Here is a 1034-nt window from a genome sequence, read left to right on the forward strand (position 1 = left end):
GACTTGGCTGCGGTTGAAACCTACCTGTCCGAGCATATTGCGTATCTTGAACGGTATTATCAAGCAGGTGTATTTGTTATGTCTGGCCGCAAACAGCCGCGGACGGGCGGCGTTATCCTGATGAAAGCATCAGGCAGGGAGCAGGTGGAAAAGTTAATTGCAGAAGACCCGTTTCACCGAGAAGGTGTAGCGAAATACACAATTACCGAGTTTATTCCGACTAAGGTTGCCGAAGGACTTGAAAACTATTTGGAAACTATCTGAACCGATTTTTCAGAAGGCTATTGCCCCAAAAATAATATTACAAAGGAATCCATCATGTTTACCCTATACGGAGAAACTTTCCCTTCACGGCTGCTGCTCGGTACGGCTGCTTATCCGACGCCGGAAATCCTCAAGCAGTCTGTCCAAATCGCGCAACCGGCGATGATTACCGTTTCGTTACGCCGCGCCGGCAGCGGCGGCGAAGCGCACGGGCAGGGCTTTTGGTCGTTGTTGGAAGAAATTGGCGTACCTGTGTTGCCCAATACTGCAGGCTGTCAAAGCGTGCAGGAAGCCGTGACTACTGCGCAAATGGCGCGCGAAGTGTTTGAAACCGACTGGATCAAACTCGAACTTATCGGAGACGATGACACGTTGCAGCCGGATGTGTTCCAACTGGTTGAAGCGGCGGAGATCCTGATTAAAGACGGCTTCAAAGTGCTGCCTTATTGCACCGAGGATTTGATTGCCTGTCGCCGACTGCTCGACGCAGGCTGTCAGGCGTTGATGCCGTGGGCGGCGCCGATTGGCACAGGTTTGGGCGCAGTTCATGCTTATGCGCTGAAAGTTCTGCGCGAACGCCTGCCCGACACGCCGCTGATTATCGACGCAGGCTTGGGTTTGCCTTCGCAGGCGGCGCAAGTGATGGAATGGGGCTTTGACGGCGTGTTGCTGAATACCGCCGTTTCCCGCAGCGGCGATCCGGTCAATATGGCACGCGCTTTTGCGCTTGCGGTCGAGTCGGGCCGTCTGGCTTATGAGGCGGAACCTGT

General features: G+C 54.2%; 2 protein-coding genes. Both read left to right on the top strand.

Annotation, left to right across the window (positions count from 1 at the left end):
* The coding region (locus tag ACTHS3_RS14465) for a YciI family protein (protein WP_440368304.1) at positions 1-264 on the top strand (264 nt) is incomplete at its 5' end.
* 54 nt (positions 265-318) lie between these two features.
* The coding region (locus ACTHS3_RS14470) for a thiazole synthase (RefSeq protein WP_440368305.1) at positions 319-1034 on the top strand (716 nt) is incomplete at its 3' end.

Source organism: Neisseria sp. P0009.S007, from assembly GCF_051962515.1.